Here is a 25,793-nt window from a genome sequence, read left to right as displayed (position 1 = left end):
AGAGAACACATAAGGGAAACGACATGGCTACCGAGATCAAAGCGCCAACCTTTCCGGAATCCGTTGCCGAAGGCACCGTCGCCGCCTGGCATAAGAAGCCGGGTGACAGCGTTGAGCGTGACGAGCTGATCGTCGAGATCGAAACCGACAAAGTGGTGCTCGAAGTCGTCGCACCGGAAGCGGGTACGCTAACCGACGTGATGGCCGACGAAGGCGATACCGTCGAGTCCGAGCAGGTGCTGGGCAAAATCGGCGAAGGCGAAGCCTCCGGCGATAGCAGCAAGAAAGAAGCCACATCTTCTGGCGATGACAGCGCTGAAAAGGCATCTGAAGACAAGTCATCAGACGACAAGCAAGACGCACCCAAAAAAGCCAGCGGTGGCGGCAAGCAGCATGAAGTGAAAGCGCCAAGCTTCCCGGAGTCGGTCCAGGAAGGCACGGTCGCGACCTGGCACAAGAAAGTCGGCGAAGCGGTCAAGCGCGATGAAGTGCTGGTGGATATCGAAACCGACAAGGTCGTGCTTGAAGTTGTTGCCCCGGCCGATGGTGCACTGTCCGAGATCAAGGCCGAAGAAGGCAGCCAGGTTGAATCAGAGGCCGTGCTTGCGACCTTCACCGAAGGTGCCGGTGGCGAAAGCAGCGGCGGCGATGACGCCAAACCGGCCAAGGATGAAAGCAGCGACGACGACGGCGCCGATGAAAAAGTCGGTGACAAGATCCTCGCACCGGCTGCTCGCAAGATGGTGGCGGAGCACGACCTGGACGTCGCCAAGATCGAAGGCACCGGCAAGGGCGGCCGCATTCTGAAAGAGGATGTGCAGAAAGCGGTGAAATCAGGTTCTGCCAAGAAAGCTTCCGGCGGCGCTGCAGCGCCAAAAGGTGCTGCGGCAGCTGCGACGACCACCGCGGTAGAGGGTGAGCGACCAGAAAAACGCGTGCCGATGAGCCGCCTGCGTCAAACCATCGCCAAGCGCCTGGTAGAGGCTCAGCAAACGGCTGCCATGCTGACCACTTACAACGAAGTGGACATGACAGCCGTGATGGAATTGCGTGCGCAGTACAAGGACACCTTCCTGAAGGCGCACGATACCAAGCTTGGTTTCATGGGCTTTTTCGTCAAGGCCGCTTCCGAGGCGCTCAAGCGCTTCCCGGACGTCAACGCCTCCATCGACGGTACCGACATCGTCTATCATGGCTACCAGGATATCGGCGTTGCCGTGTCCACGCCGCGTGGCCTGGTCGTGCCGGTACTGCGCGACACCGACAGCATGAAAATCGCCGATGTCGAGAAGACGATCGTCGACTTCGGTAAGCGTGCCCGTGACGGTAAGCTCGGCATCGACGAAATGCAGGGCGGTACCTTTACGATCACCAACGGCGGTATCTTCGGCTCGCTGATGTCGACCCCGATTATCAATCCGCCGCAAACCGCCATCCTGGGGATGCACAAGATTCAGGAACGCCCCATGGCGGTCAATGGCAAGGTCGAGATTCGCCCCATGATGTACCTGGCGGTTTCCTATGATCACCGCATGATCGACGGCAAAGACGCCGTGCAATTCTTGGTGACCATCAAAGAGCTGCTGGAAGATCCCGCACGCCTGTTGCTGGACGTGTAAGGGTCACAACGACCTGTCACATACTCACGTTCAATTGCACTCTGCCTTCTGCCCCAAAAGGGAGAAGGCACCCAAGCTAAAGGAGCCAACATGGCTGACAAGTTTGATGTGATCGTTATCGGTGCCGGCCCCGGTGGTTATGTCGCTGCCATCCGTGCGGCGCAACTCGGGCTGAAAACCGCCTGTGTCGAAAAGTGGATCGGCAAGGAAGGCAACGTCGTGCACGGCGGTACCTGCCTGAACGTCGGCTGTATCCCGTCCAAGGCGCTGCTCGAAGCATCGCACAAGTTCGTCGAAGCGAAAGACGATTTCGACGACCTGGGTATCCAGGCCGGTGACGTCACCATGGACGTCAAAAAGATGATGGCGCGCAAGGACAAGATCGTTAAGAACTTGACCGGCGGCATCTCGGGGCTGTTCAAGGCCAACGGCGTCACCGCCATTGATGGTACCGGTAAGGTGATTTCCGCCAAGCAGGTGGAAGTGACCGATAAAGACGGCAAGGCCACCACCTATGACGCCGATAACATCGTCGTGGCGGCGGGCTCTGTGCCGGTGGAAATTCCGCCGACCCCGCTGGTCGAAGGACTGGTTGTCGACTCCACCGGTGCACTGGAATTCCAGGAAACACCCAAGCGTCTTGGCGTGATTGGTGCCGGTATCATTGGCCTGGAACTGGGTAGCGTGTGGAACCGCCTGGGCTCCGAGGTCACCGTGCTCGAAGCCATGGATTCCTTCCTGCCCATGGTCGACGGTGCCATCGGTAAAGAAACCCAAAAGCTGCTCAAGAAACAGGGCCTGGACATCAAACTGGGCGCTCGCGTCACCGGCTCGGAAACCAACGGCGAAGAAGTGACCGTCAAGTACACCGACGCTGACGGCGAGCAGGAAATGACCTTCGACAAGCTGATCGTCTGTGTCGGTCGTCGTCCTTATACCAAGGGCGTCATCGACGACGGTGTCAGCGTCGAGCTGGACGAACGCGGCTTTATCTTCGTCGACGACCAGTGCCGTACCAATGTCCCGGGCGTTTACGCCATTGGCGACTGCGTGCGCGGCCCGATGCTGGCGCACAAGGCCTCGGAAGAAGGCATCATGGTGGCGGATATCATCGCGGGCCATAAGGCCGAGATGAACTACGACGCCATTCCCAACGTTATCTACACCTTCCCGGAAGTCGCGTGGGTGGGGATTACCGAGGAAGAAGCCAAAGCCAAGGGTATTAACGTCAAGACCGGTAGTTTCCCCTTTGCGGCCAGTGGCCGGGCGATGGCCAACAACGCCACAGAGGGCAATGCCAAGATCATCGCCGATGCGGAAACCGACCGCATTCTGGGCATGCACATCGTTGGCCAGCACGCCGGGGAGATGATTGCACAGGGCGTGATTGCCATGGAATTCGGTTCCAGTGCCGAAGACCTGGCGCTGACTTGCTACGCTCACCCGACCATGTCGGAAGCGGTGCATGAAGCGGCGCTCGCGGTTGAAGGCCACGCGATCCATATGGCCAACCGCAAAAAGCGTAAGTAAATTACGCCGTAACAAAAAAGCGCCACCCCAGGGTGGCGCAACGCTTTCGGCCATGTCTTTTCGACGCGGTTTGAAAAACAGAGATCGAAAGCACGGGGATGACAGTTCTTTCAAGGAAACTGATCATCGTTCGAGTCACATGCAACCAATGGCATGAATCGATGAACCTTCACGAGTATCAAGGTAAACAGCTGTTTGCCGATTATGGTCTACCCGTGTCCAAGAGCTTTGCTGTGGACACTCCCGAAGAAGCTGAAGACGCATGTAAAAAGATCGGCGGCGACATGTGGGTGGTTAAAGCCCAGGTGCACGCAGGTGGTCGTGGTAAAGCGGGTGGCGTAAAGCTGATTAAAGACCCGGCTGATGCCAAGGCGTTTGCCGAGCAGTGGCTGGGCAAAAACCTGGTGACCTTCCAGACCGACGAGCACGGCCAGCCAGTTTCCAAGATTCTTATCGAGACCTGCACTGATATCGCCGATGAGCTGTATCTGGGTGCCGTTGTCGATCGTACGACCCGCCGCGTGGTCTTCATGGCCTCCACCGAAGGCGGCGTAGAGATCGAGAAAGTCGCCGAAGAAACCCCCGAAAAGATTCTCAGAGCCGAGATCGACCCGCTGGTTGGCGCACAGCCTTACCAGGCGCGTGAGCTGGCCTTTGCACTGGGCCTTTCCGGCGACCAGATCAAGCAGTTCACCAAGATTTTCCTGGGGCTGTCCAAGTTGTTCCACGAGAAAGACCTGGCGCTGCTTGAAATCAACCCGCTGGTCATCACCGACCAAGGCAACTTGCACTGCCTGGATGCCAAGCTTGGCCTCGACAGCAACGCGCTGTACCGTCACCCGGACCTGCAGGCAATGCGTGACCCGTCTCAAGAAGACGAGCGCGAAGCTGAAGCGGCTGCATGGGAACTCAACTATGTGGCGCTGGATGGCAACATCGGCTGCATGGTCAACGGCGCTGGCCTGGCCATGGGTACCATGGACATCGTCAACCTGAACGGTGGCAAGCCGGCCAACTTCCTCGATGTGGGTGGCGGTGCCACCAAAGAGCGCGTTGCAGAAGCCTTCAAGCTGATTCTGTCTGACGACTCCGTCAAGGCCGTGCTGGTGAACATCTTCGGCGGCATCGTCCGTTGCGACATGATCGCTGAAGGCATCATCGGTGCCGTTGAGCAGGTCGGTGTCAACGTGCCGGTCGTCGTGCGTCTGGAAGGTAACAACGCCGAGCTAGGCACCGAGAAACTCGCGTCTAGCGGTCTCAACATTATCGCGGCTACCAGTCTGACCGACGCGGCTCAGCAGGTCGTTAAAGCGGCGGAGGGCAAGTAATGAGCATCCTGATCGACAAGAACACCAAGGTCATCTGCCAAGGCTTTACGGGTGGCCAGGGTACGTTCCACTCCGAGCAGGCGATTGCCTACGGTACGCAGATGGTCGGTGGTGTTACCCCCGGTAAAGGCGGCCAGGAGCACCTGGGTCTGCCCGTTTTCAACACCGTGAAAGAAGCGGTCGCGAAAACCGGCGCTGAAGCCAGCGTGATCTACGTACCGGCACCGTTCTGCAAAGATTCAATCCTTGAAGCGGCCAATGCCGGTATCAAGCTGATTGTGTGCATCACGGAAGGCATTGCCACCCTGGATATGCTCGAAGCCAAGGTGAAGTGCGACGAGCTGGGTGTCCGCCTGATCGGTCCGAACTGCCCGGGTGTTATCACACCGGGCGAGTGCAAGATCGGCATCATGCCGGGCCACATCCACCAGCCTGGCCGTGTCGGCATCGTATCGCGTTCGGGTACCTTGACCTACGAAGCGGTCAAGCAGACCACTGATCATGGCTTTGGTCAGTCCAGCTGTGTCGGCATCGGTGGTGACCCGATCCCGGGCTCCAACTTCATCGACATCCTCGAGATGTTCGAGAAAGACCCGAAAACCGAAGCTATCGTCATGATCGGCGAAATCGGTGGCACGGCGGAAGAAGAGGCGGCGGCTTACATCAAGGCCAACGTTTCCAAGCCCGTGGTTGCCTACATTGCCGGTGTGACAGCACCTCCCGGCAAGCGTATGGGCCACGCAGGCGCGATCATCTCCGGCGGTAAAGGCACCGCTGACGAGAAGTTCTCTGCCCTCGAAGATGCCGGCGTTAAAACCGTGCGCTCCTTGGCGGAAATCGGCGACGCGCTGAAAGCCGTCACTGGCTGGTAAGCGGTTACGTCGCCCGGCGTGAGCAAGTCGCGCCTGATATGAAAAAGAGCACCTACGGGTGCTCTTTTTTTGCTTCTGGGACGGGCCCATCGATTGAGGGGCTGCGCCTGAACAAGCGGAATCCATAGCTCAGGAAAAACGGTGCGCCAGCGGCCAAATAGAGATGGTAGCTGATGAGGCGCCATATCAATACCGCAGCGGCGGCCTGCTCGGCGGCCATTAACGGCAGCAAAAGCGAGCCAACCCCCACCTCGGCCGCCCCGGCGCCACCGGGCAAAAAGCTCAACTGGCTGGCGGCCATGGCCAGCATCTGGGTCAAGAAGGTCCACACCCAATCGACATCGCCCCCCACGCCGAGCACCGCCAGGTAGAGCAGGCTGTAGCGCATCAGCCAGTGAGCCGTGGTCAGCAGGAGCATCGCGGCCAGCGTCGTGGGAGGCAGCGACAGCGTTACCTTCAAGGCCTGGCGAAAGCCCAGACAACCCCGGGCAAGACGTCGGCGGCGGTCGCGACTCAGCCAGGTAAGCCTGAAACGCCTGGCCCGCAATAGCCGGGGTAGCTGATAGACCAGCAGACTAACGAGCGTGGCGCAGGCGACCAGGCCAGCCAGGGCGGATTGCACCAGCGTTTGATGGGGCCAGTTGACGTCGCTGACCAATGACAGAATCACCAGCCCGCCGAGCATACTGAGAAAAAACAGCATGTCGCATCCCTGGTCGATCAGAAATACCGCGCTGCCTTTGGAGGGAGGAAGACCGCGCTGCGCCAATAGCACGAGTAGCGTGGCGGGGCCGCCACTCCCGCCCGGTGTGGCACACAGGGCAAACTTCGACGCCAGCTCAATACCCAAGGCACCGCGTTGCCCCAACGGGCCCGCCCGCCCGCCCAGCATCAAGCGTAGCCGTGCGGCGTTCAGGTTCCAGCACAGGCAAGCGAGGAACAGCATCAGCAGCAGTATGCCAAGCGGAAACTGTCGGACGCGCTGCCAGGCGTCACTGCCACCGATCCAGGCGGTCAGCGCTAGGGGTAACCCCAATGCCAGCAAGATCATGGCGACTTGCAGGGGCCGCCAGCGCCACCAGGCTGAAGGTTTAGCGTGGCTGAAGGAGAGCATGGGGCATAGCGATATCGGTCAAGGTCTCGTAGTGAGCCAGCAGCGAGTGCATCACGCTATCCCAGTTGGCGTAGCGCTCCACATGGCGGCGTGCGTAGCGCCCGCTGGCCGCAATGTCATTGCTGAATAGCGCATCGCAGGCTTCGGCCATGGCGGCGGGGTCCAGCGGGCGGCATAAAATGCCGGCGCCGAGGGGAACATTCTCAGCCAGTGCCCCGGCGCGGGCGGCGACTACAGGGGTGCCGCAGGCCATGGCTTCCTGGGCGATCAAACCAAAGGTTTCCCGGGTGCCCGCATGCAAGAGGGCATCGCTGCTGGCGAGAGCTTTGGTCACCTCGTGGGCACCGCAACAGCGGTCGACCACGGTGACGTTGGTGGGGACTTGGTGCGGCATTCCAGGGCCCATCAGCAAGAGGTGGTAGTCGTCGCCCAGCCTGCGCATGGTGGCCAGCAGGACATCGATATTCTTTTCCCGGGAGTAGCGGCCGACGAAAATCAGCAGCTTTTTATGCGCTGGAATGCCCATGCTGGCGCGAAAGTCAGCATCGTACTGGTCGGGGTGGAAGTGGTTAACGTCGACCCCCAGAGGCTGCACCCGGACGTGTTCGACGCCCCATTCCCGTAGGCGATCTGCCATGGTCTGGCAGGGGGCCAGCACGCTATCAAACTGGCGATAGAGGTTCGTCACGTAGCGGATCAAGCGCCGACTTACATGCCGCCCGAAACGGTCGCCCATCAAGCGTGGCAAGTCTGAGTGATAAAACCCGACCACGGGAATGCCCAGCCGTTGACCGGCTTCTAGGGCTGCCCAGGCGGTCACATAGGGGTCACCGGCCTCGATGAGGTCAGGCCGTAAGCCGATCAGCGCATCGTGCCACGGAGCCGCGCGCAGAGGAAAGCGGTAACCCTGCCCAAGGGGTAAACGAAAGGCCGGTAAGGTGTGCTGGTCGCCGAGGCTGTCTCGCTCGGCACCGGGTACCAGCAGGCTTGTGCGCACGCCGGGGTAGCGGGAAAAGACGCGATGCTTGGCCTGTAAATAGGTACGCACGCCGCCGCTGGCGGGTGCATGGAACATGGTCACATCGGCGATGTGCAAGGTAACCTCCGAGCCACATGAATGTCATTAGTTACCTTAACCAATCAATAAGTCAGTTCGACGACAGGGCGATGACTGACATACGCATAAAAAAACCACGGTCTCGTCAACAGAGACCGTGGCTTAACGTCACCTTGACAGCCTGCTTATCAAGCGGCGGGTTTTGCCACCAGCGAACGGGTTTCTTCGCGGGCTTCGGTGAGCACGACGCGAAGGCTGTCGCCCAGCTTGTAGCGTTCTTCGCCTTCGATCTGGATGCGGCCTTCCTTGTCGTCAATCACCACCTTGCTGCGGTCACTGTGCATCAAGGGAGCGGGGACAAAGGCGGTGGCACCGTTTTCGATCAGGCGAACGCGCATGCCGCCTCGGTTGATCGCCATGATCTCGGCGTCAAAGGTGTCCTGGTTCTGCGCGGCGGGCGTCAGGTAGCGCACGTAAAGCCAGTCTTTCACGTCGCGCTCGGCCATACGGTTCAGGCGGCGACGCTCGGTCAGCTGTTCGGTGAGCTGCTGACTGGCTTCAGCCGGGGCCTGTTCACCCTTCAGTACGCGCTTGATCAGGCGGTGGTTGACCATATCGCCATACTTGCGGATCGGCGAGGTCCAGGTGGCGTAGGCGGCAAGGCCCAGGCCGAAGTGCGGGCCGGGTTGGGCCGACATGCTGGTGAAGCCCTGGAAACGACGCAGGCGGGCATCCAGCCAGGCATCGTCGCGGCTTTCCAGCGCGCGCTTGAGGTCCTTGTAGTGGGCAAGCTCGGTTAATGCCTGCTGGTCCACCTCAATTTCCTGACCGGCCAGGAACTCCTGCGCGGCTTCGGCTTTCTCGGGCTCAAAGGCGCGGTGCACATTGAAGATACCGTGACCGATGTGCTGGGCGAGGAAATCGGCGCAACAGGCGTTGGCGGCAATCATCGACTCTTCGATCATGCGGTTGGCGATGCGGCGATCTTCGGTGCGAATCCCCAGCACGTTGCCCGCGTCGTCCAGGTCAAAGACGTAATCCGGGCGGTCCTTGAAGACCAGGGCATGCTCGTTACGCCAGGCGGTTCGCGCTTCGGTTAAATCGCGCAGCGCGGTCAACTGCTCGGCAATGTTCTCCGCCGGTGCCCAATCGCCCTGACCGTCGATCCAGTCAGACACCGGATCGTAGGCCAGTTTGGCATGCGATTTCACAGTGGCGGCGAAGAAGCGGTAATCGCCCAGGCTGCCGTCGGCATTGATATCCAGCGTGCAGGCCAGCGCCGGGCGATCTTGGCCTTCCCATAGCGAGCACAGCTCGTCCGACAATTTCTCGGGCAGCATGGTGACGTTCTGGCCGGGCAAATACACCGTAAAGGCGCGGGTGCGCGCTTCCAGGTCGGCGGCGTGGCCTTCTTCCACGTAGGCGGTAGGATCGGCGATGGCGACGCTCAACTGCCAGCCGCCTTCAGCGCGCGGCGTGACGTGCAGGGCGTCATCCATATCGCGGGTCTTTTCACCGTCGATGGTAAAGAAGGGCTGTGCGGTAAGGTCCTCGCGGACAAGGCCTTCATCGCGCAGTGGCCAGTCGTCGCCCGCATTGGGAGACGCCTGCTCCAGCGCATGACGGGCAAGCGTGACACGCCATGGCACGGCGGGGTCGTCGGACTTGGCCACCAGCTCGTCAATCTGGCTGAAAAAGCCGCGATCGTTTTCTTTCAGCGGGTGACGCACCAGGCGGGCGACGACCCAATCGCCATCAGCAATGGTCGACTCATCCAGGCTGTTCTTGATGCGCGCTTTAAGCACGTTACGGATCGAGGGATGATCCGGCACGACGGCAAGGCGGTCTTCGCGCTTTTGCACGCGCGCAATGAAACGGTCGAGCCCCGCTTCGATCAGCTTCTCGGGCTCAAGGGATTTTTTATCGCCGTTCTCGTGAATCACGCCTTCTACGCGGTCACCGTGGAGCACCTGCTTCATGGCGGGGGGCGGCACGAAATAGGAGTCACCGTCATCGGTTTCAAGAAACCCGAAGCCTTTCTCGGTAGCCTTGATCACCCCTTCGGCACGTGGGGTGGTATCGCGAATCTGTTGCTTGAGCGACGCAAGCACGGAATTGTTTTGCAGCATGAGGTCAATCAGTTGGCGAAGGATAGGGGGACACTATACGGATTACCGCGGGCCGCGCCAATTGTCGTTGCCGCTGGTCGAACTGGAACACGGTAAGTCAACTACTTACATGCGGTTTGCCGAATCGGGTAAGCTATTGGTACATCTTTCGGGAGCGCGCTATGACACCACGGCTGATTGTTTCGGATCTGGATGGAACCCTGTTGGGGAGTGATCACCGGCTGCACGATGAGACGGTTGACGTACTTCGCCAGTTGCATGGTCAGGGGCACCATGTCGCGCTGGCGTCGGGCCGTCATTATCACGATATGCGGGTGTTCCGTGATCAACTGGCGATTCCGGCGCACTTGATCAGTACCAACGGCGCTTATGTGCACGACCCGAACGACACCTTGCTCGCCGCCCATCATGTGGCGCCGGAACATGCACAGACGCTGATCGATCTTCCGCGCCCGCCTCAGGTACGGCTTAACATTTACCGTGAAAGCGGCTGGCATATCGACGCTGAGGCGCCGCACTTACTGTCACTTCATGCCTCTACCGGCTTTCGCTATGCGGTTGTGCCGCCCACGCTGATGGACACTAACGGTGTAGGCAAAGTGCTTTATCTGGGTGACCCCGCCGCGCTGAAACAACTGGAAGCCCAGGCGCAGGCAGCTCACGGCGACGCACTGCATATTACCTATTCGACGGTCGACTCGCTGGAAATCATGGCCCGCGGCGTCAACAAGGGGGTCGCGCTATCATCACTGCTGGAGCGGTTGGGGTTGACGGCTGCCGACTGTCTGGCCTTCGGCGATAACCTCAACGATACCGAAATGCTGGACCTGGCGGGGGAAGCCCAGGTGATGGCCAACGCCCACCCGGCGTTGTTTGATCGCGTCACCGGGGCTGAACGCATCGGTCATCACGGCGAGGCGGCAGTTGCCCGGTGGCTACGCGAGCGCTTTGCGCTGTAACAGGCTACCACCTTAGTCGAGGCTGCCTTGTCACCTGCGTTTGGCTCGCCCATGATCATCCCTTCTTACAATAATAGTGTGGGATCAGCCTGCCCCGATGACAACCGTCACCATGACATCGTCCACCCCGACCAAGCCTGCCACGCTGTTCGTGGTCGACGACGACCCGGAAATTTGCGAGCTGCTGGCCGATTATCTGGGTCGTCATGGCTATCATGTGCTTACCGCCCAGGATGCCGCTGCATTGAGAGCCCTTATGCAACAGACGTCGGCAGATCTGCTGATCGTCGATCTGATGCTGCCGGGGGACGATGGCTTTTCGATCTGCCGTGAAGTGCGACGGCAAAGCGACGTGCCGATCATCATGCTCACCGCCAGTGCCGATGAAACCGACCGCATTCTGGGCCTGGAGTTGGGCGCCGATGACTATCTGGGCAAGCCGTTCAACCCCCGCGAATTGCTGGCGCGCATCAAGGCCGTCATGCGTAGAACCCGGCCCGCTCAAGCCGCGCCCAGCGCCGACCAGGCGCGCTGCGTCAGCTTCGGTGGCTGGGAGCTGGATCGTATGACCCGTGAACTGATCGACCGGCAGGGCGAACGCACGGCGTTGTCCGGAGCCGATTTCCAACTGCTCCAGGTCTTCCTGGAGCGCCCCGCCACCGTGCTGTCCCGCGACGATCTCTATGCGCTCACCCGTGGCCGCGACGCCCCGCCGCTGGACCGCTCGATCGATGTACACGTCTGCCGACTTCGCCAGCGACTGGGCGAGGATGCCCAGCACTCGCAGTTGATTCGTACCGTCCGGGGAGCGGGTTACATCTTAACCGCCCGTGTCGATGCGCTAACGTGATCCCTTCGCGCTGGCAAACCCTCAAGCGGCGTGTCGCGCGCTGGTTGCCGACCACGTTACGCGGTCGCTTCGTGATTATCATGCTGGCGGGGGTGTTGGTCGCTCAGGTGGCAAGCTATGCGATCTGGACGTCTCAGGTGCGTTCCAGTCAGTTGCGACAGCTGGATGAGCTGTCCACCAATATGGCGTTCAGTATCGCGTCCACGATGCAATATTTCCGTTCATTGCCCTATGAGTACCGGCACATCGTGCTCGACCAGTTGCGCAACATGGGCGGCACGCGCTTTTTCGTCAGCATCAACGAGCGACGCTTGACCATCGAGGATATTGGCTCGGGCCCGGAAAAGCAGGTGGTGGTGGATAACGTTCGCAATATTCTCACCGAGCAGCTCAATATCGACGACGTGGTGGTGGAGTTCTCCCGGCCCGAGACGCTTCGCGTCTTGAATAACGAGGTATTACTCAAGGACTTGCCGCCGCGCTGGGGCCAGCATAGCCTGCTGATGGAGCCACTTTCGCCCCCGATTCTGGTGGTCCAACTGGAGCTGGCACCGGACACCTGGCTTTACGTGGCCACGCTGCTGGGGGTGCCGGATATTTTCACCGGCTATCGCTGGCTTTCCGAAGAGCGCGTGCTGGTCGGGCTGCTGGTGCTGCTCAGCGTGATTGCGCTGTCACTGCTGGGGATTCGCAGCGCGACCCGCCCATTGGCGCGGCTCTCCAGAGCGGCACTGCAGCTTGGCGACGACCTGGATATGCCGCCCCTCAAGGAGAGCGGGCCTAAAGAGGTCGCCGCCACCGCGGTGGCATTCAACCGAATGCAGCAGCGTATTCGCGAGCAGATAGAAGAACGCGAGCGGTTGTTTTCGGCCATCTCCCATGATCTGAAAACGCCGCTGACGCGCCTGCGCCTGCGCGCTGAAATGCTCGACGATGAGGTTCAGCGGGAGCGCTTCTGTGCGGCCCTGGATGAGCTCGATGGCCTGGTCAAGGGCGCGCTGGCGTCGGTAAAAGGCTTGGACCTGCACGAAGTGCCAGAGCCCTTGGACCTTGAAACACTCATCGATGACATCGCCGGGGAACTTCGCCTCCAGGGCGGACGCGTGACCGTGCAGGGCAAGGCCGCACCGCTCACGGTCAAGCCGATGGCCTTCAAGCGCTGTTTGGCGAACCTGCTGGAAAATGCCGTCTTCTATGGGCAGCACGCGGATGTATCCCTGGCGGACCAGGCGGGCGTCGTGACGATCAAGATTCGCGACCACGGCCCTGGTATTCCCGACGACCAGCTGTCCCGTGTGTTCTCGCCGTTCGTTCGCCTGGAGCCGTCGCGCAGCCGCCACACCGGTGGCAGTGGGCTCGGCCTGGGCATTGCCCACCACATCGCCCGCGCCCACGGCGGCGATATTCAGCTTGCCAACCATCCCCAGGGCGGGCTGTGCGTCACCCTGACGATCCCTCACCATGAAACTATTACCGATTTGTAATAAACCTTAAACACTATGCAGGACTCGGTAACGCCCATGGGGGCGTATTTACAGTACGCTGTTGAATGTCATTGACCATACACAACAACAACAGCAGGAGTTACCCATGCCCATGTTGAAGAAAACCGCGTTGAAGAAAACCTCCCTGGCCCTTGCCACGACGCTCGCAGGCCTCACCATGATCGGTCAGGCGCAGGCCAATGAAGTAGAAGTACTGCACTGGTGGACCTCCGGTGGCGAAGCCCGGGCGGCCAACGTGCTCAAAGACCTGATGGAAGCTGAAGGTTACGGGTGGGAAGATTTTGCCGTCGCCGGTGGGGGTGGTGAAACGGCCATGACGGTGCTCAAGTCCCGTGCCATGTCGGGCAACCCGCCCTCGGCGGCACAGATCAAGGGACCCGAGATTCAAGAGTGGGGCGAGCTTGGCTTGCTCGGCAGCCTGGTCGATGTCGCTGAGGCGGAAAATTGGGATGCGTTACTGCCCGAGGTCGTTGCCGACATTATGCAGTACGACGGCGAGTACGTGGCAGTGCCGGCCAACGTCCACCGGGTCAACTGGCTGTGGGCCAACCCGGAGGTACTGGATGACGCGGGCGTTGCAATGCCCACTACCCTTGACGAGCTGTTTGCCGCAGGCGAGGCCATTCGTGATGCGGGCTATATACCGCTAGCCCATGGTGGTCAGGCGTGGCAGGACGCCACCATCTTTGAAAGCGTGGTGATCGGCAGCCAGGGGGGCGAGTTTTATCAGCGCGCGTTGGTCGATCTTGACCCCGAGGCCCTGGGCGGCGAGCAGATGGTGGATGCGCTGGAGGACTTCAAGCGGTTGCGCACACTGATGGATGACGGCATGTCCGGGCGTGACTGGAATATCGCCACGGGGATGGTGATTGACGGTGAAGCCGCCATGCAGATGATGGGCGACTGGGCCAAAGGCGAGTTTACCGCCAGAGGCCTGACGGCGGGGGAAGACTATCTGTGTGCCCCGGCGCCGGGCACCGAAGATGTCTTTGCTTTCAATATCGACAGCCTGGCCATGTTCCGGGTCAGCGATGACGACGAGCGGGAAGCCCAGCAGGCGCTGGCCCGTCTGGTACTCGAGCCCACCTTCCAGGAAGCCTTCAATCTGGCCAAGGGCTCAATTCCCGCACGGCCCGACCTGGACATGAGCGAGTTTGACAGCTGTGCGCAGCAGTCGCTCAGCGATTTCCAGCGCACCGCTGAAGAGGGCGGACTGGTGCCGAGCATGGCCCACGGTATGGCCGTACGTGCCGATATCCAGGGGGCTATCTTCGATGTGGTGACCAACTACTTCAACGACGAAGATATGCAAGCCGAAGAAGCCGCTGAGCGGCTGGTCAACGCGGCTGAAGCAGCTTCGTTCTAACGTTCATTCGCAACCTGTATAGGCGCTGACCGGCACCGTCGTGCTGGCAGCGCCACCGCTTCCTGGCGAGGACGTTTCCCCATGAAAAACACTTCTACGGCGCGTGGCGGGCATCCTGCTCCACGTGCCTCGACCTTGAGTGGGTGGCAGGCGTGGCTACCACGCCTGGTGCTTGCCCCCTCCATGGCCATTTCGTTGTTCTTTGTTTACGGCTTCATGCTGTGGACCTTTATTCTGTCGCTTACCAGCTCACGCATGCTGCCCAGCTATGACTTTGTCGGCTTTGGACAGTATGCGCGCTTGATGCAAAACGAGCGCTGGTGGGTGGCATCCACCAACCTGATGATTTTCGGCTCGCTGTTCGTGGTGATTTGCCTGGTGATTGGTGTGCTGCTGGCGATGCTGCTCGACCAGAAAATCCGTCAGGAAGGCGCACTGCGCACGATTTACCTCTACCCCATGGCGCTCTCTTTTATCGTCACCGGGGTCGTCTGGAAGTGGTTGCTGAACCCCAGTCTGGGGATTCAGGCCATGGTACGCAGTTGGGGCTTCGAGTCGTTTCGCTTTGACTGGCTGGTCGATTCGGACATGGTGATTTACACCCTGGTGATTGCCGCTGTATGGCAGGCGTCAGGGTTTGTCATGGCGCTGTTTTTAGCCGGGTTGAGGGGCATTGACGACAGCATCATCAAGGCCGCCCAGTTGGATGGCGCCAGCCTGCCACGGGTTTACTGGCGAGTAGTGATGCCTTGCCTGCGCCCCGTGGTGTTCAGCGCGGTGATGATCCTGGCGCACATTGCCATCAAGAGCTTCGACCTGGTGGTTGCCCTGACAGGCGGCGGCCCTGGCTACGCGTCAGACCTGCCTGCCACCTTCATGTACGCCCACGCGTTCAACCGGGCGCAGATTGGCCTGGGCTCGGCGAGCGCCATGCTGATGCTGGGGGGCGTACTGGCCATTCTGATTCCTTACTTGTATTCCGAATTGAGGAGCCGTCGGCATGGCTAATGTGATTCGTCGTCAAACGCTGGCCGCGCGCGTCAGTCGGCTAGCGGTATACAGCGTGCTGATCCTTGCGGCCCTGTTCTATCTCTTGCCGCTGGCGGTGATGCTGATGACCTCGGTGAAACCGCTCAGTGAAATCAGCGCCGGTACACTGCTGACGCTGCCGCAAAACCCGACGCTGGCGCCATGGACCAAAGCCTGGGGCGAAGCCTGTACCGGTATGCGCTGTGACGGGGTCGGCGGCTACTTCTGGAATTCCTTTGCGATTGTGATTCCCGCCGTGTTGATCTCCACCACGATTGGCGCCCTGAACGGCTACGCGCTGACCAAATGGCGCTTTAAAGGCTCGGAACTGGTTTTCGCGCTGATGCTGTTCGGCTGTTTCATTCCGTTTCAGGTCGTATTGCTGCCCATGGCGCAAACCCTGGGGTGGCTGGGTATTTCAAGCTCCCGTGCGGGGTTGGTTCTGGTGCACGTGGTGTTTGGGATTGCCTTTACCACACTGTTTTTCCGCAACTTTTATGTCGGCATCCCCAATGAACTGGTATCGGCGGCAAAGCTGGATGGTGCGGGGTTCTTCCGTATCTTCTGGCGAATTCTGCTGCCTGTCTCGACGCCGATCATCGTGGTCTCGGTGATCTGGCAGTTTACCCAGATATGGAACGACTTTCTGTTCGGCGTGGCATTCTCCGCCCACAACACCCAGCCGGTGACCGTGGCGCTCAATAACCTGGTCAACACCTCCACCGGCGTACGCGAATACAACGTGGACATGGCCGCGGCAATGATAGCCGCGCTGCCCACCCTGGTGGTGTACGTGCTGGCCGGTAAATACTTCGTGCGCGGGCTCACGGCAGGCTCGGTGAAAGGCTAACAATAACAGGCAGACCCATTATGGCAGCGTTAGAAATACACAATGTGAGCAAAGATTTCGGCAGTGAACGCGTGCTGAAAGATGTCAGTATCTCAATCGATTCCGGCGAGTTCCTGATACTGGTGGGGCCGTCGGGCTGTGGTAAATCCACGCTGATGAACGCCATTGCCGGGCTGGAACCGGTTACCAGCGGCAATATTTATATCGATGGCGAAGACGTCACCTGGCGCCCCCCGGCTGATCGGGATATCGCCATGGTGTTCCAGTCCTACGCCCTCTACCCGAGCATGACGGTGCGTCAGAACATCAGCTTCGGGCTTGAAATGCGCAAGGTGCCCAAGCCTGAGCGTGAGGCTGCAGTCGAGCGCGTCGCCGACCTGCTGCAAATCACGCCGTTGCTCGAGCGCAAGCCTTCACAACTGTCTGGCGGGCAGCGTCAGCGGGTGGCCATGGGGCGTGCGCTGGCCCGCGAGCCCAAGGTTTATCTGTTTGATGAGCCGCTATCCAACCTGGATGCCAAGCTGCGGGTGGATATGCGCACCGAGATCAAAAAGCTCCACCAGCGTCTGGGCACAACCATTGTTTACGTGACCCACGACCAGGTTGAGGCGATGACGCTGGCTGACTGCATAGCGGTCATGCGCGACGGACATATTCTGCAGCTAGGCAGCCCCGACGAGGTGTACAACAACCCGGTGGACATGTTCGTGGCCGGCTTCATGGGGTCACCATCGATGAACTTTATCAGCGCGATGCTCGAGCGCGATGGGGGCGGCTATGCGGTACGTATCGCCACGCCGGATGAGGAAGACTTGTGCCTGCCCTGGCCGACGGCGCGGGTCACGGACGCCATGATCGAACAGCTAGGCAAGCCGGTGATTCTGGGCCTGCGCCCCGAGCATTTCAGCGAGGAGGATGAGCGCTTGAGCGCCCAGGCGGAAGGCACCTTGCTGCATGCCAGCGTCACCGTCGTTGAGCCCACCGGCGCTGATATACTGCTGCGTCTGCCACTGGGTGAGCAAGAAGTGACGGCGCGGGTAGGGCCCAAATGCGCCGTTTCCCCCGGTGAACGCCTGGCGCTCCGGGTGGATATGGCCCGGGCGATCCTGTTCAACGCCGAGACCGAAAAGCGACTCGCGTAAGCCTTCAAACCTGCGGACAAAAAAAGCCCTGCCAGATCAGCAGGGCTTTTTCGTCACTATTTCCCCTTCAACTGCGTAAGTGCCGCAATTCGCCATTGAGCGCCTTGATGATCGAGTAGCACATCACCAGGAGCACGAGGGAGAATGGGATTGCGGTGGCGGTGACGCCCGCCTGAAGCGCTGACAGGCCACCGCCGATGAGCAGTACGATCGCGATAAGACCTTCCACAATCGCCCAGAACATCCGCTGGGGCCGTGGCGCATCGATCTTGCCGCCCGCGGTGATGGTATCGATCACCAGGGAACCGGAGTCCGAGGAGGTGACAAAGAAGATCAGCGCCAGGATGATGCCCAGGGTCGACATCAGGCCGGTCAGCGGCAGTTCGTTGAGCATGCCGAACAGCGAAAGCTCGGGCCGGTAGCTGTCGATCACATACTCCTTGACCAGGCTGGCGGCAGGATTGGCGTAGAGCTGATCGAGTGCGGTTGAGCCGAAGACACCCATCCAGATAAAGATGAACAGGCTGGGTACCAGCAGCACGCAAAGCACGAACTCGCGCACCGTGCGGCCCCGCGAGACCCGCGCGATGAACATTCCGACGAACGGTGCCCAACTGATCCACCACGCCCAGTAGAAGATGGTCCAGGACTGGCGATAGGCATCGTCGTCACGGCCGAAAGGCGCCGATAATGGCAGGAAGTCAGTCACATAGGTGACAAGCCCTGACCAGAACCCGCTGAGCGCGACCAGGGTGGGACCGGCGAACAGCACGAAAAAGAAGAACAGGACAGCCAGTATCATGTTGATCTCGGAGAGCTTCTTCAAGCCGCCCTCGAGCCCGCGCCATACCGACACCAGCGCCACTGCGGTGACCATAATGATGACGATGACCTGGGTAAAGGTGCTCACTTCCAGCCCGAAGACGAAGTTCATCCCCGCATTGGCCTGCTGGGCCCCAAGCCCGAGGGAGGTCGCCAGCCCAAAGAGGGTGGAAAACACCGCCAGAATATCGATGACATGCCCCCACCAACCCCAGACGCGCTCGCCGAGGATGGGAAAGAACGCCGAGCGGATGGAGAAAGGCAGCCCCTTGTTGTAGGTGAATATGCCCAGTGCCAGTGCCATCACGACGTACACCGCCCAGCCGTGGATTCCCCAATGCAGATAGGTACCGGCAAGGCCCAGGGCGCTGGCGTCGGCAATGGCGTCAGGGTTCAGTTCGCCATCGCCCCCGAACGGAGAAGCGACCCCTAAGGGCAGAGACACGTTGGCATGGTAAACCGGCTCCAGCACCCCGAAGAACAGCAGGCCGATGCCGATGCCGGCGGTGAACAGCATCGCGAACCAGGAGAGGTAGCTATGCTCCGGCCGGGCATCAGGGCCGCCCAGCCTGACCGACCCGTGGGGCAGGACGACCAGCGCCAGGGAAAACAGAATAAAGAAGTCCACGATGATCATGAAGTACCAGTCCAGTGTCCCCGTGGAAAAAGCGACAATGGCCTGGAAGGTGTTGCTTGCCCGATCGGGGAACAACAGGGTGAGGAGAATGAAAATAATTGACGCAACTGCTGATACGACAAAGACCCGGTTGTGAATATCGAAACCAAAGGGGCCGAGGTTTCCCGAGATATTATCCTGACCAACGACATAGTCAGTCTGCATGTCGTCTGCCATGGGCGGGGATTCAGAATCGCTTGAATCGTTCATGCAAGATTTCTCCTCATTCAAGAATGGTGAGACAAGCGACCATCATGGCGGCAACCAGCGTTGAAACCTAACGGGCTTTCAACGGAAGCCGCCTTTCAGGGTGTTTACGGCCGGGATGAGCGGTCTTGGGGCGTGGCTTCCTTGTCGAGGCGCTTGATCTGTCGCCACAGGTCCTGGCGCAAGTCGCTGAGCCTGGGTTGCTCTTCGGCGGTAAAGGCCACCGGGCGGCACAGCCGCTGAGCGCGCAGCCCAAGGCGGGCACTGAGCAGCCCGGTGGCGAGGCCCTGGCCAGCCCGTGCGGACAGGCGACTGGCCAGATCCAGCGAGAGCATATCCATGCTGGCCTCGGTGGCCAGCTCGCTTGCCCCGGCAAACGCCATGTTATGCAGCACCTGGCGAAACAGCCGCAGGCGGCTGGCGTAGCCCAACTCCAGGCCATAAAGGCGACATAGCCGATCCACCATCGCCAGGCTGCGCCAGGCCACCAGCGCCATATCGACCAGGGTCAGCGGGCTCACCGCGACCATGATGGCGGTTTCGCCGGACATCCGCGTAATCAGTAGCTGCGCTTCCCGGTCCCGGGGGGCGAGGAGGTGGTAGCGCAATAGTGTCTGGATCTCTTCGCCGCTATGGTGTGGCTGACAGGCGTGTTTGAATGCTTGCCAGTGCGGGTCGTCGTCGGCCAGCTTGAGCTGGCATTTAAGCTGTTCGGCCATCTGCTGGGCTTGCTTGGCTGAGCGCTCAGGCAGCTCAGCCAAGTCGCTGCGCAGCCGGTCGTGACGTTTTAAGCGTCTTAAGCGGCCCAACTCCTTAAGCAACGATAACCCACCCAGCCCGATCAACCCCATGCCGAATACCTGCCAGGCCATTGCCAGCCACTGGGACTGAGCCAGCGCCTCGGGAATACCCGTCGCCAGTTCCAGGGTGCCCAGGGCGGCACCACCGCCCAGTGCCAGCATCAGCCCCCAGCGGCGTTTGCGCGGCGCGCCCAAACGGGCCTCGGGGAGGGCCTTTTCCTCGGCAGAAGGCGGCAGGGGGTGGTGATGGTCGGTAGGTGCGAAGGTTTCACGCTGACGCAGCTCGGCATCAGCTCCATCGTGGGTTGCCTGGGGCTCATCGAGGTTGAAGTGTCGACGTGGCTGTGGGGTGGTCATGTGAGTTTATCTCCAATCAGCCAATCGATAGCGGCGTCCATGCGAATGTGACCAAGGGCTTCGGACCGTATATCCATGGGTCGAAAGCTGGGGAAGTCGAAGCCTTGCTGTTGCCAGAAGTCATGCGTCGGTAAACGGGGTGGTACATCGCCGGGATATACCAGGACGTCTTCCCCCTCAAGCGTGGTACCCCGCAGAGCGGGCGAACGCTGACCGTTGTGCACGACCTCGCGGGCTTCGGTGGCGCGAATCGCGGCCAGCGAAAGCGCCTTGACGGGAATGTTGGCAAAGCGCAAATCCTTGAGAGGTTCCGCCAGCAAGGCTTCAAGCAGTTGAACGACATGGCCGTGCTGGTCGGGGGTGACATGGTCCGCCTTGGTAGCGGCGATGGCCAGCTTATCGATCTTGGGGGCAAATAACCGTGTCAGCAGGCTGCGCTGGCCATAATCGAAGCTGTGCATCAGCTGGCTGAGCGCCTGGGAGAGGTCCTCGAACCGCTCAGGCCCGGCATTGAGTGCACCCAATACATCCACCAGGACAATCTGGCGGTCAAAGCGGCGGAAATGGTCACGGTAAAAGGGGCGCACGACCTGCTGCTGGTAGTAGCGAAAGCGCGCCGCCAGGGTGGCATACAGGCTGTCAGGTGGAAGTGCCTCCAGTTCCTCTTTGGGCATAGTGAGCTGGGGAAGTGGAAAAAACTGTAACACCGGCGCCCCGTCCAGCTCGCCCGGCAATAAAAAACGCCCGGGCTGGAGGTTGGAGAACCCTGCCTGCTTGGCGCGTCGAAGGCCCTGTGCATAAGCTTCAGCAAGGCTTGCCAGCTGCCCTTCGTCGGCTTCGGCGGTGGGGTCAAGGGTTTCCACCTCGGTTAGCCATTCGCTGAACATGGCCCGGCGCTGGTCGCCTGAGTGCAGCGGCTGTGCCTGGCACCAGCTGTAAAAGTCGTGCTGCAGCAGCGGTAAGTCGAGCAGCCACTCGCCGGGGTAATCGAATAAATCCAGCGTAAGGTGGGCGATGTCGGGCGCTAACCAGCCCTTTTGAGCGGGGCGGTAGCGTAACTGCAGGCGCAGTTCGCTGATCCCCCGGGTGGGCTCAGGCCAACGGGGCGGGGTATCGAGCAGCGCGGCCATTCCCGGGTCATAGGGAAATCGCGGCACGCCCAGGTCAGGCTGGTTGAGGCGCTGGGCACCGAGCAAACGCCCCTCGCGGGCTGCCGGTAGCAGGTCTAGCTGGGCTTCAACGCCGGCATGGCGGAGCTGATTGACCAGTGAGGTTAAAAAAGCCGTTTTGCCCGCCTGTGAGAGTCCGGTGACCGCCAGCCGAAGTTGGCGGTCGCGGCCACGTTCTATCAGGTTACTCAGCTCGCGATGAAACGCCTGGCGCATGGCGCGTTGTCCTCTATCAAGGTTTGCAAAGCTCAGGTTCTGCTCAAGGTGGTACCCAGCAGATGTTGGGCACCGGGGACCAGCCATACGGGATCCAGGCGGGTGTTGGCGGCCTCGACACACACAAAGCGTTTGGCGGCCTCGATAGAGGTATCGGCGGGGGGCTCTTGGTCCGGGTGCCACACCACGGTGGAATCGCTGGACTGTTTGCCGATGCGTAGCGTGCGCGGGCCATCATGCAGCATCACGGCTTCATTGGAGTGATAGATACGGTCGACCGCACCGCGAATGGCCAGGATGCCTTGCTGCTCGCTTTCCGCAAAGTCGCGCAGCTTGTCGAGATAGCGTGCGCCGGTCAACCCCTCCAGCCGACACTGGTGAGCATCGTCGACCGCGAGATAGGAATGCAGCGCGCCACTGACCTTTACCGGGCTTTCGCCCACGTTTTCGGTGATCAATTCAACCGCGAGCCGCTGGGCATTGGCCTGGATGACGGTGCGTACCGTCAGTTGGGAGTGCAAAGGCTGCGTCGGTGAGAGGTGGAGCTCGATTCCCTCGGCATGTTCATCCGCCGCTTCCAGCCGCCAGTCGGCATGCCGGGCCAGGCCGTGGAAGGTGCCGCTGCGGTCGGGCGTTTCGTCAGCGTAGCGTTCATCCGCGAACCAGGGCCAGCAGAGCGGAATGCCGCCACGGATGGCGCCAGGCATGGGTTGTGGGGTGGGGGTTACCCATAGCCAGCCAAGGTCATTGGGTGGTCGGAAGTGCAGTACCTGGGCGCCTTGCAGCGAGACGACCAGTTCCCCCCAGGGGGCGTTGAACAGTACAAGGTCGCGGCCTTGCCAGTGAGACGTTTGCTGGCCGTCTACACCATCAAGCAACTGCTGGAGGGAGTCGGGAATCATAGGCAATCCTTTTTTCAGCGGGGCCACTGTCAATGAATATTAGCGCGGTACCTTAACGCTGTGTGCTATGTTAAAACACGCAAGGAAAACAGGATAACATTAACCACAGGTACGGAAAGGAGGCGACATGGGTTTCATTGCTTGGTTGATCATTGGTGGTCTGGCTGGCTGGATTGCCGGCAACATCATGCGAGGCGGCGGTTTTGGCCTGCTGGGCAATATTGGCGTCGGCATTGTGGGCGCCGTCTTGGGTGGTTTCCTGTTTAGCCTGTTGGGCCTGCAGGCCGGCGGGTTTATTGGGTCACTGGTAACGGCCATCGTCGGGGCGGTGGTGTTGCTGTGGGTTATCAGTAAAGTGAAACAGGCCTAGCACCCTAGTCGGCAACTAACCGTTGTGCACTTGCCACGAACCCGCGCCGTCAAGCGCGGGTTCGTGTGTTTGGGGCGTTACCAGCCGCCCTGGCCCTCAAGCAGGCTGCGCGTATTGTTGTTCAGCGCAAGCCTGAAGTCGGCACTGCCCAGGACCATGGCGTCACTCGAACGTACCACCCGGGCACTGACGTAGATATAATCCTGCCCTTGGGCATAGGTTCCCATCAGGATGGAACGTGCATCGTGCTGGGCGCTCAGGCGTTGAACCTGCCGAGACAGGATCAGCTCGCCGACGCTTTCTTCGATAAACATGCTGTCGCGCATCTTGACCTCGCGCACCTGCATGCCCTGGCGGCCCAGCGCCGATGCCATGAGTTCTGAGCTGATACGTCCAAGCGTGGAGGATTGACTCAGGTTGTCGATGCTCACGAAAGTTGCGGCAATCATGGGGCTGTAACGTGTTATGTCAGGGTTGCTTGCCACCATCTGCTCAGCCGCTTTTTGGGTAAGCTCGGGCAGGTCTGGAGCAGGTTCCTGTTGTTGCGTATTACTGCCGCCAAGCGCACTACAGCCCGTAAGGCTCAATACGAAAAGGCCGACCGTCAACCATCGGGCAGCGGAAAGCAGGCGTGCTGAGTGCATAACGGCAAATGACATCGCAGACATGGCATTACCACCTATCCGTAATTGAAACCGAGGGCGTTGATGGCGCTGAAGGGGTGCGGTCGGGCGCATAGTGACGCCGGTCGCCGCTGTTAATGTAATAAATGTTCGACGATGAATAGAGAATTTGCTCACCGTCGAGAATCTGGGTGGTGACGATGATTTCTTCGTTACCGGTGTGTGTCCAGCTGCCGCTGGTGACGTCAGCGGCGATGGCGGCCGGGATAAGCCCCAGGGCGGGTTCTGCCCATTGGTTAATCGGTATCGCGGCCACGGCTATACCGCCTGCCAGGGCGGTGAATGCCCCCACGGGTGGGCGTACAAAGTCCCGGTCACGGTGTTCAACGACGTCAACGTCGATATGAACCTCGGCGCTGCTGGGCAGAGGCTGAGTGGTCAGGTTGGCGCCCCGGGAGACCAGTTCACTGGTTAGCAGAGTACGAAAGCCACGGCCAAATTCACCGCCGCTGTAAGCGTGGGTGGCGTCTTGCGGGGCATCCGGGATGTATAAGTCACGGAAACGAACACGCTCGCGCTTCAGGATCTGTGTCGCCTCGTGGCGGGCGAGTACCTTCCAGTGATGGGCAGCCTGCATGCGCTGCTGCTCACTGTAGGGGTACGTCGTGGCGATGGGCGCTTGCGATGTATTGGCATAGAAGCAGCCACTTAGCGTCAGACAGGCCAGGCCGATGACAAGTGGGCGTAGCGCTGACGAGGATATATCGATTTTACGGGTGCGCACCGGGTGGTTCCTTCTCGCTACGAAACGGCTTTTTGATAGACTAGGCAGCGCTAATGACAACGCCACGCATTAATAGTCGGCCAGGGAGCCAAAAACTTGAATGAGTAATCACACGGATGCTTGAAGATCACCGCAGTGGACCTCGCCACGACTCGCTCATGTCCCCCTACCGTGAAGATGACAGCGGTAGTATCTGGATGGTGAGCTACATCGATATCATGACGCTACTGGTGGCGCTGTTTGTGATCATTATTGCGGCAGCCGGTGCCACAAGCCCGACATGGATGGCAACAGAACCACCTCCCGAGCCGCTCTTTGATTCGCCACCGCCGCTTGAGGTACCGCTGCCAGAACCGCTGGCCAATATACGTGACGAGCGGAGATATGCGACCAATTGGCTGGGGGGCGAGTTGCTGACCAGCACGATCACGGCGGCCCAGGGAGTGGCCGGGCGCCCCAGGCGAACCACACGCGGTGTCCCCCCGCTGCTTGCCATGCCTGATCCGATAGCGGAGCCACTGGCCGCGTTGTCTGAACCCCGTTTGCCGATGCCCTTGGTGCCGGTTGAGCAGCCAGCGCTTCAATTTCCACTGGCTGATTATATGGTCGTCCTCACGGACAACCCCCCGAGTAATGTCGAGACGCTCAGTGTCAGTGCCATTGACGGTGCGTTGGCCCTGAGGGAGCAGGTGGAGAGCTCCCCTTATCTACCTGATTTAGAGGGTGTCGAGGTCTCACGGGTAGAAGAGGGCATCAGTTTGCGGGTGCAGGACAAGCTGCTGTTTCCCTCAGCGGAAGCGGAATTAACCGACGGTGGAAGCGCATTGATCAGCTCGCTGCTCGATACTATCCAGCGTTATGACGGTGAAGTATGGGTTGAGGGCCATACGGATAGTCGAACGATTGACACCCCTGAATATTCATCCAACTGGGCGCTATCCAGTGCCCGGGCGATCGCGATAGTGGAAGCCTTGGAAGCGGCTGGCGTTGCATCGGATCGCTTACGTGCCGTTGGACTGGCGGCCACTCAATCCCTGGCAGATAATGACACGGCAGAAGGGCGGGCGCGTAATCGCCGAGTCGAAGTCGTCATCCACGTAGAATAAATGCCCGACAAAAAAAAGCCCGCCGGGGAAGGCGGGCATAAAGGGCTTGGCTCACTGCAGCCCACTGGCAGAGGGGGTGGGGTGTACAGGGTTGCCAGTGGGTACAATTTCAGTATAGCTATTTATTGCGCCTTGCCAAGCTTTGTATTGGATTTTTTGTTATTAAATGTAACGCTCGGCGGCACCATCCTGGCGCGGGTGTGTTTTACCTGCCCTGTCTTATTGCACCAGAAAAGTGCACTGCAACTTCCGTCTCCGTTGAAACCGTTACCCCCTTCAGGTATTACCCCCTGCCACCTTATGGATATCAAAGCGTTAAAAGCGTTGGCACGTATTGTGCTAGGCAATAAACACGCTGTCATCGCCATCTCTATCAAGTGGCGATTGAGTGCGTCCACCGCTTAGCAGTAG

Annotated in this window: 23 protein-coding genes; 14 read left to right on the top strand and 9 right to left on the bottom strand. The window is 60.1% G+C overall.

The features are described from left to right. Positions 1-23 precede the first annotated feature (23 nt). The 4 genes from odhB (at position 24) to sucD (ending at position 5,349) form a co-directional block, all read left to right on the top strand. Entirely contained in the window at positions 24-1,619 is a 1,596-nt protein-coding gene (odhB, locus tag NH395_RS08355; protein ID WP_253023944.1) for a 2-oxoglutarate dehydrogenase complex dihydrolipoyllysine-residue succinyltransferase, read from the top strand. 90 nt (positions 1,620-1,709) lie between these two features. Continuing rightward, positions 1,710-3,149 (top strand): dihydrolipoyl dehydrogenase, encoded by a 1,440-nt coding sequence (gene lpdA / locus NH395_RS08350; RefSeq protein WP_066317208.1) that lies wholly within the window; start codon positions 1,710-1,712, stop codon positions 3,147-3,149. A 161-nt stretch (positions 3,150-3,310) separates the two neighbouring features. Further along, a complete protein-coding gene (gene sucC, locus NH395_RS08345; RefSeq protein WP_066317210.1) occupies positions 3,311-4,477 on the top strand; it encodes an ADP-forming succinate--CoA ligase subunit beta in 1,167 nt (388 codons plus the stop codon). Then, positions 4,477-5,349, top strand: a complete 873-nt coding sequence (sucD, locus tag NH395_RS08340; RefSeq protein ID WP_066317215.1) for a succinate--CoA ligase subunit alpha — start codon at positions 4,477-4,479, stop codon at positions 5,347-5,349. The genes sucC and sucD overlap by 1 nt, the downstream gene beginning before the upstream one ends. A gap of 52 nt (positions 5,350-5,401) precedes the next feature. Here the strand turns inward: sucD and NH395_RS08335 are convergent, their stop codons facing one another. The 3 genes from NH395_RS08335 to NH395_RS08325 all read right to left on the bottom strand — a co-directional run bounded on the left by NH395_RS08335 (position 5,402) and on the right by NH395_RS08325 (position 9,649). Further along, on the bottom strand, positions 5,402-6,463 hold the full coding sequence (locus NH395_RS08335) for a lysylphosphatidylglycerol synthase transmembrane domain-containing protein (RefSeq protein ID WP_253023942.1): 1,062 nt from the start codon (positions 6,461-6,463) through the stop codon (positions 5,402-5,404). Beyond that, positions 6,441-7,559, bottom strand: a complete 1,119-nt coding sequence (locus NH395_RS08330; RefSeq protein WP_253023940.1) for a glycosyltransferase family 1 protein — start codon at positions 7,557-7,559, stop codon at positions 6,441-6,443. The genes NH395_RS08335 and NH395_RS08330 overlap by 23 nt, the downstream gene beginning before the upstream one ends. A gap of 149 nt (positions 7,560-7,708) precedes the next feature. Continuing rightward, complete coding sequence (locus tag NH395_RS08325) at positions 7,709-9,649, bottom strand: exoribonuclease II (RefSeq protein ID WP_253023939.1); 1,941 nt, start codon at positions 9,647-9,649, stop codon at positions 7,709-7,711. A gap of 161 nt (positions 9,650-9,810) precedes the next feature. Here NH395_RS08325 and NH395_RS08320 point away from each other — a divergent pair, with 161 nt between their 5' ends. The 7 genes from NH395_RS08320 to NH395_RS08290 all read left to right on the top strand — a co-directional run bounded on the left by NH395_RS08320 (position 9,811) and on the right by NH395_RS08290 (position 17,350). Continuing rightward, positions 9,811-10,608 carry a Cof-type HAD-IIB family hydrolase gene (locus NH395_RS08320; RefSeq protein WP_253023937.1) on the top strand — a complete coding sequence of 266 codons (798 nt, stop codon included), beginning with the start codon at positions 9,811-9,813 and terminating at the stop codon, positions 10,606-10,608. Positions 10,609-10,720: 112 nt separating this feature from the next. Further along, positions 10,721-11,458: a response regulator gene (locus tag NH395_RS08315; protein ID WP_253023935.1), complete on the top strand. Its 738-nt coding sequence runs from the start codon at positions 10,721-10,723 to the stop codon at positions 11,456-11,458. 80 nt (positions 11,459-11,538) lie between these two features. Then, on the top strand, positions 11,539-12,942 hold the full coding sequence (locus tag NH395_RS08310; protein ID WP_253024033.1) for an ATP-binding protein: 1,404 nt from the start codon (positions 11,539-11,541) through the stop codon (positions 12,940-12,942). 106 nt (positions 12,943-13,048) lie between these two features. Then, on the top strand, positions 13,049-14,329 hold the full coding sequence (locus NH395_RS08305) for an ABC transporter substrate-binding protein (RefSeq protein ID WP_253023933.1): 1,281 nt from the start codon (positions 13,049-13,051) through the stop codon (positions 14,327-14,329). 81 nt (positions 14,330-14,410) lie between these two features. Then, complete coding sequence (locus NH395_RS08300) at positions 14,411-15,337, top strand: sugar ABC transporter permease (RefSeq protein ID WP_253023931.1); 927 nt, start codon at positions 14,411-14,413, stop codon at positions 15,335-15,337. After that, positions 15,330-16,208: a carbohydrate ABC transporter permease gene (locus NH395_RS08295; RefSeq protein ID WP_066322350.1), complete on the top strand. Its 879-nt coding sequence runs from the start codon at positions 15,330-15,332 to the stop codon at positions 16,206-16,208. The genes NH395_RS08300 and NH395_RS08295 overlap by 8 nt, the downstream gene beginning before the upstream one ends. A gap of 20 nt (positions 16,209-16,228) precedes the next feature. Continuing rightward, positions 16,229-17,350, top strand: a complete 1,122-nt coding sequence (locus tag NH395_RS08290) for an ABC transporter ATP-binding protein (RefSeq protein WP_253023929.1) — start codon at positions 16,229-16,231, stop codon at positions 17,348-17,350. Positions 17,351-17,417: 67 nt separating this feature from the next. On the opposite strand, the gene NH395_RS08285 is transcribed toward NH395_RS08290, so the two are convergent. The 4 genes from NH395_RS08285 to NH395_RS08270 all read right to left on the bottom strand — a co-directional run bounded on the left by NH395_RS08285 (position 17,418) and on the right by NH395_RS08270 (position 22,499). Continuing rightward, positions 17,418-19,058 (bottom strand): BCCT family transporter, encoded by a 1,641-nt coding sequence (locus NH395_RS08285; RefSeq protein WP_253023927.1) that lies wholly within the window; start codon positions 19,056-19,058, stop codon positions 17,418-17,420. A gap of 104 nt (positions 19,059-19,162) precedes the next feature. After that, positions 19,163-20,212 (bottom strand): TIGR01620 family protein, encoded by a 1,050-nt coding sequence (locus NH395_RS08280; protein ID WP_253023925.1) that lies wholly within the window; start codon positions 20,210-20,212, stop codon positions 19,163-19,165. Further along, positions 20,209-21,597 carry a YcjX family protein gene (locus tag NH395_RS08275; protein ID WP_253023923.1) on the bottom strand — a complete coding sequence of 463 codons (1,389 nt, stop codon included), beginning with the start codon at positions 21,595-21,597 and terminating at the stop codon, positions 20,209-20,211. The genes NH395_RS08280 and NH395_RS08275 overlap by 4 nt, the downstream gene beginning before the upstream one ends. A gap of 32 nt (positions 21,598-21,629) precedes the next feature. Beyond that, entirely contained in the window at positions 21,630-22,499 is an 870-nt protein-coding gene (locus NH395_RS08270) for a D-hexose-6-phosphate mutarotase (RefSeq protein ID WP_253023921.1), read from the bottom strand. A 127-nt stretch (positions 22,500-22,626) separates the two neighbouring features. Between NH395_RS08270 and NH395_RS08265 the strand changes: the two genes are divergently transcribed. Then, complete coding sequence (locus tag NH395_RS08265) at positions 22,627-22,869, top strand: GlsB/YeaQ/YmgE family stress response membrane protein (RefSeq protein WP_066322329.1); 243 nt, start codon at positions 22,627-22,629, stop codon at positions 22,867-22,869. Between the two features lie 77 nt (positions 22,870-22,946). Here NH395_RS08265 and NH395_RS08260 read toward each other — a convergent pair whose 3' ends face one another. Both NH395_RS08260 and NH395_RS08255 read right to left on the bottom strand, forming a co-directional pair. Beyond that, positions 22,947-23,537 carry a FlgO family outer membrane protein gene (locus tag NH395_RS08260; protein ID WP_253023919.1) on the bottom strand — a complete coding sequence of 197 codons (591 nt, stop codon included), beginning with the start codon at positions 23,535-23,537 and terminating at the stop codon, positions 22,947-22,949. 4 nt (positions 23,538-23,541) lie between these two features. After that, positions 23,542-24,225, bottom strand: coding sequence for a hypothetical protein (locus NH395_RS08255; RefSeq protein ID WP_066322374.1), 684 nt, complete (start codon positions 24,223-24,225; stop codon positions 23,542-23,544). Positions 24,226-24,434: 209 nt separating this feature from the next. Here NH395_RS08255 and NH395_RS08250 point away from each other — a divergent pair, with 209 nt between their 5' ends. Both NH395_RS08250 and NH395_RS08245 read left to right on the top strand, forming a co-directional pair. Continuing rightward, the gene (locus NH395_RS08250) at positions 24,435-25,382 is read left to right on the top strand and encodes an OmpA family protein (protein ID WP_366065469.1); all 948 of its coding nucleotides are present in this window, start codon (positions 24,435-24,437) and stop codon (positions 25,380-25,382) included. Next, entirely contained in the window at positions 25,383-25,787 is a 405-nt protein-coding gene (locus tag NH395_RS08245; RefSeq protein WP_253023915.1) for a hypothetical protein, read from the top strand. Positions 25,788-25,793 lie beyond the last annotated feature (6 nt).

Source organism: Halomonas sp. Mc5H-6, from assembly GCF_024124705.1.
Taxonomy (GTDB): Bacteria; Pseudomonadota; Gammaproteobacteria; order Pseudomonadales; family Halomonadaceae; genus Vreelandella; species Vreelandella subterranea.
Note: the sequence above shows the minus strand (reverse complement) of the source record. Positions and strands in the feature narration are given on the sequence as shown.

Bases quoted from the DNA above. Each gene is read 5' to 3' on its own strand.
- NH395_RS08325 (WP_253023939.1), bottom strand. From the start codon at position 9,649: ATGCTGCAAAACAATTCCGTGCTTGCGTCGCTCAAGCAACAGATTCGC.
- lpdA (WP_066317208.1), top strand. From the start codon at position 1,710: ATGGCTGACAAGTTTGATGTGATCGTTATCGGTGCCGGCCCCGGTGGT.
- NH395_RS08260 (WP_253023919.1), bottom strand. From the start codon at position 23,537: ATGTCTGCGATGTCATTTGCCGTTATGCACTCAGCACGCCTGCTTTCC.
- sucD (WP_066317215.1), top strand. From the start codon at position 4,477: ATGAGCATCCTGATCGACAAGAACACCAAGGTCATCTGCCAAGGCTTT.
- NH395_RS08310 (WP_253024033.1), top strand. From the start codon at position 11,539: ATGCTGGCGGGGGTGTTGGTCGCTCAGGTGGCAAGCTATGCGATCTGG.
- sucC (WP_066317210.1), top strand. From the start codon at position 3,311: ATGAACCTTCACGAGTATCAAGGTAAACAGCTGTTTGCCGATTATGGT.
- NH395_RS08315 (WP_253023935.1), top strand. From the start codon at position 10,721: ATGACATCGTCCACCCCGACCAAGCCTGCCACGCTGTTCGTGGTCGAC.
- NH395_RS08270 (WP_253023921.1), bottom strand. From the start codon at position 22,499: ATGATTCCCGACTCCCTCCAGCAGTTGCTTGATGGTGTAGACGGCCAG.
- NH395_RS08275 (WP_253023923.1), bottom strand. From the start codon at position 21,597: ATGCGCCAGGCGTTTCATCGCGAGCTGAGTAACCTGATAGAACGTGGC.
- NH395_RS08265 (WP_066322329.1), top strand. From the start codon at position 22,627: ATGGGTTTCATTGCTTGGTTGATCATTGGTGGTCTGGCTGGCTGGATT.
- NH395_RS08285 (WP_253023927.1), bottom strand. From the start codon at position 19,058: ATGAACGATTCAAGCGATTCTGAATCCCCGCCCATGGCAGACGACATG.
- NH395_RS08280 (WP_253023925.1), bottom strand. From the start codon at position 20,212: ATGACCACCCCACAGCCACGTCGACACTTCAACCTCGATGAGCCCCAG.
- NH395_RS08295 (WP_066322350.1), top strand. From the start codon at position 15,330: ATGGCTAATGTGATTCGTCGTCAAACGCTGGCCGCGCGCGTCAGTCGG.
- odhB (WP_253023944.1), top strand. From the start codon at position 24: ATGGCTACCGAGATCAAAGCGCCAACCTTTCCGGAATCCGTTGCCGAA.
- NH395_RS08335 (WP_253023942.1), bottom strand. From the start codon at position 6,463: ATGCTCTCCTTCAGCCACGCTAAACCTTCAGCCTGGTGGCGCTGGCGG.
- NH395_RS08250 (WP_366065469.1), top strand. From the start codon at position 24,435: ATGTCCCCCTACCGTGAAGATGACAGCGGTAGTATCTGGATGGTGAGC.
- NH395_RS08245 (WP_253023915.1), top strand. From the start codon at position 25,383: ATGCCCGACAAAAAAAAGCCCGCCGGGGAAGGCGGGCATAAAGGGCTT.
- NH395_RS08320 (WP_253023937.1), top strand. From the start codon at position 9,811: ATGACACCACGGCTGATTGTTTCGGATCTGGATGGAACCCTGTTGGGG.
- NH395_RS08300 (WP_253023931.1), top strand. From the start codon at position 14,411: ATGAAAAACACTTCTACGGCGCGTGGCGGGCATCCTGCTCCACGTGCC.
- NH395_RS08305 (WP_253023933.1), top strand. From the start codon at position 13,049: ATGCCCATGTTGAAGAAAACCGCGTTGAAGAAAACCTCCCTGGCCCTT.
- NH395_RS08290 (WP_253023929.1), top strand. From the start codon at position 16,229: ATGGCAGCGTTAGAAATACACAATGTGAGCAAAGATTTCGGCAGTGAA.